This is a genomic window from Arenibacter catalasegens, from assembly GCF_002909235.1.
Classification (GTDB): Bacteria; Bacteroidota; Bacteroidia; order Flavobacteriales; family Flavobacteriaceae; genus Arenibacter; species Arenibacter catalasegens.
Genome location: NZ_PHQQ01000068.1, coordinates 1 through 2,343, shown reverse-complemented (window position 1 = coordinate 2,343; position 2,343 = coordinate 1). Strand labels below are relative to the sequence as shown.

The 2,343-nt window shown below is 36.1% G+C and carries 3 protein-coding genes; 1 reads left to right on the top strand and 2 read right to left on the bottom strand.

Annotation, left to right across the window (positions count from 1 at the left end; translation table 11 throughout):
- Positions 1 to 105: 105 nt before the first annotated feature.
- Both CWD90_RS22845 and CWD90_RS23760 read right to left on the bottom strand, forming a co-directional pair.
- On the bottom strand, positions 106 to 801 hold the full coding sequence (locus CWD90_RS22845) for a DUF4369 domain-containing protein (RefSeq protein WP_103478362.1): 696 nt from the start codon (positions 799 to 801) through the stop codon (positions 106 to 108).
- Between the two features lie 160 nt (positions 802 to 961).
- The gene (locus CWD90_RS23760; RefSeq protein WP_353057382.1) at positions 962 to 1,048 is read right to left on the bottom strand and encodes an ATP-binding protein; all 87 of its coding nucleotides are present in this window, start codon (positions 1,046 to 1,048) and stop codon (positions 962 to 964) included.
- A gap of 548 nt (positions 1,049 to 1,596) precedes the next feature.
- Here CWD90_RS23760 and CWD90_RS22830 point away from each other — a divergent pair.
- The gene (locus CWD90_RS22830; protein ID WP_103478360.1) at positions 1,597 to 2,208 is read left to right on the top strand and encodes a hypothetical protein; all 612 of its coding nucleotides are present in this window, start codon (positions 1,597 to 1,599) and stop codon (positions 2,206 to 2,208) included.
- The last annotated feature ends 135 nt before the right edge of the window (positions 2,209 to 2,343 follow it).

Here is a 2,343-nt window from a genome sequence, read left to right as displayed (position 1 = left end):
AAGGAGAATCCTTAAGAAAAGGAAAATTAAAGAATTTATAAACCTAATTTTTTTTATAATTGTAGAATCTTTCAAAGTGGCGCAGTTTGACCGAAACAGGTGGCGTCATAACTCCGAAATAACCAGCTTCAGATATCGAGCTATTTCTTCTCCATAAATGGATGCCTGGGTCTTATCGTTCATCAATTCAAAAAGTTCCGTGAACAATTCCTTGTCCAATCTAAATCGTGATTCATTTAAGGTCCTTGCACTTTCTAAGGAATTAGGAAAATCCCTTAGAAAGGTGTTGGTAATTTCATAAAGTTCTTCTTCTAATGCCCGCATTCTCGAGTAAAGGGTATCTTTTTCCTGATCCGTCAAATTTCCTGTATTTCTCCCCGTCCCTATAATACTATCTAGGCTTTCTATTTTATTTATAATTGGACGTTTTTTAAATTTGTGCAAATTCGCCATTTTCTGAGCTTCGCCCCCTACGATTATTGCTTTCTTCAAACCGTCATCGTTGATTGTAACTGTTGTTTGGGTGTTCTCCAACCAGAAAGACGCCTTTCCCGGCATACCTTTTATTCTGAGCATTGTACTTCTGGGCCGATCAATAGTTCCCGTGAATTTGAACTTTCCATCTTTGATAACGACAGAATCCTTGAAATGGACAGATTCATACCCATATTGAAAAATCTCGCAGATACTATCATTGAAACCTTCAACGGTCCCATGTATTTCATAACCAATATTTTTCTTCTCGTTATTGCAAGAGGCCATTATCAAGAAGACCAAAACAAACAGTGCTTTTTTTATCATAATTCATATTTTATTTTACCTAGAAAACCTAACCATTGGAGCCACCCAAACAACTCCTAAAAATGGAAAAGACGGTTAAAGTAAACCACCTAAAATGAATGAAAGTGAGCATAGCAAACTAAATGCTCAAAATCGATTCCATTGTAGTTAAATTTACTGTTTATTTATTTGTTTCACGCATTGATTCCCCTTTGATATTTATTCTGTAAGCTGTGTGTATGAGTCTATCTAAAATGGCATAAATCAAAACAAAAGAGTAAAATCTATATGAGAGGTTTCGAATCGCAAAAAGAAATCGAGCTAATGGAGGAGGACAAACAAAGGAAAAACATCAAATGTATTCTTCACATACAATAATTCATGAAAGAACTTTCCAAAAATATTACCCTGCAAGGTTTGAATTGTGGTATGAATCAGAAAAGAGAAAAATAAATTAACTGAAGTTGAATATTTAATAGATGGTTGAGCCCATTAAAATAATGGTAACAGAACGCGAAAAAACTGGCTAAAACAAAACCTAAACGTAATACGGACTTTTAGAGCTAAACCGAAAGGTCTGTGTATATTTATGGGGTCGCTAAATTGAAAATTACGTGTTAGTGAAATATTCAATTTTAGCTTTGGACAGAAAAAAGAAAAATCAAAACCCGTTCGTACCAAAAAGGCACTTTCGGGCGGGCAATAAGCTTTAGCTTCGTGCGCGGACCATGCCCAAAAGCTTGGCAGACGGAAACGAAAAGTTTCCTTTCCCCCGCACTAAGCTTATCTAAATCGTTGTGAATCATTTGATTAACCATGAACAGAATACTAAGATTCTCCATAATTTTATTGTTCACAGTCGGTTGTTCAACCAAGAAAAAGGACCCTCCAAAATATAAATCGGAATCTGCTTTTATCGACTCTACGGATTTTAAATTTTTCGGACTAAAAGAATTTGATATCCATAAATGGTACGATGGAGAAGTCAAGTTAAAGGCTCTGACCAAAAACCAGGTAGAAAAATATTATCAATACCGCTTGAGGCCTGATACATCTGATACGACCTACTACCTATTCTACTCCATCCAAAAAAATCTCGATGAGCAAAAAATAATCACCATTATTGACGGAGCAACTGGACGTTTTCCCGATTTGAGAATGTTAACATATGACGAAAATGACAGCCTTATTGGTTTTTACACAGTTGCCGGAATGGGAGGCAGCCCAGATTGGAATTTCAAATATAAAGTAGCTAGCAAGCAGGATACTGACTCCACTTTCCTAAGTACTCGTATTGACGAATATGTAAGCGAGTTTGACACACTTGGCAAAGTGAAAAGGGATTCAACAATCACGAGGTTCAGAATTAATTTAGGGTATATGAAAGGGGTAAATGTGCTTGAAAAAAAGAAATATAAACTAGAATAAAAAACGCCGCACAACAATGGTAACCGTTGCACAACCCCGTAATTATTAAAACAACGACCTCGATAACCGCTTTTTAAGGTGGTTTTGTTTTTTAAGCACCCGAACAGACCATTGTTTTTGCAGGGCATAGAAACC

Bases quoted from the DNA above. Each gene is read 5' to 3' on its own strand.
- CWD90_RS22830 (WP_103478360.1), top strand. From the start codon at position 1,597: ATGAACAGAATACTAAGATTCTCCATAATTTTATTGTTCACAGTCGGT.
- CWD90_RS22845 (WP_103478362.1), bottom strand. From the start codon at position 801: ATGATAAAAAAAGCACTGTTTGTTTTGGTCTTCTTGATAATGGCCTCT.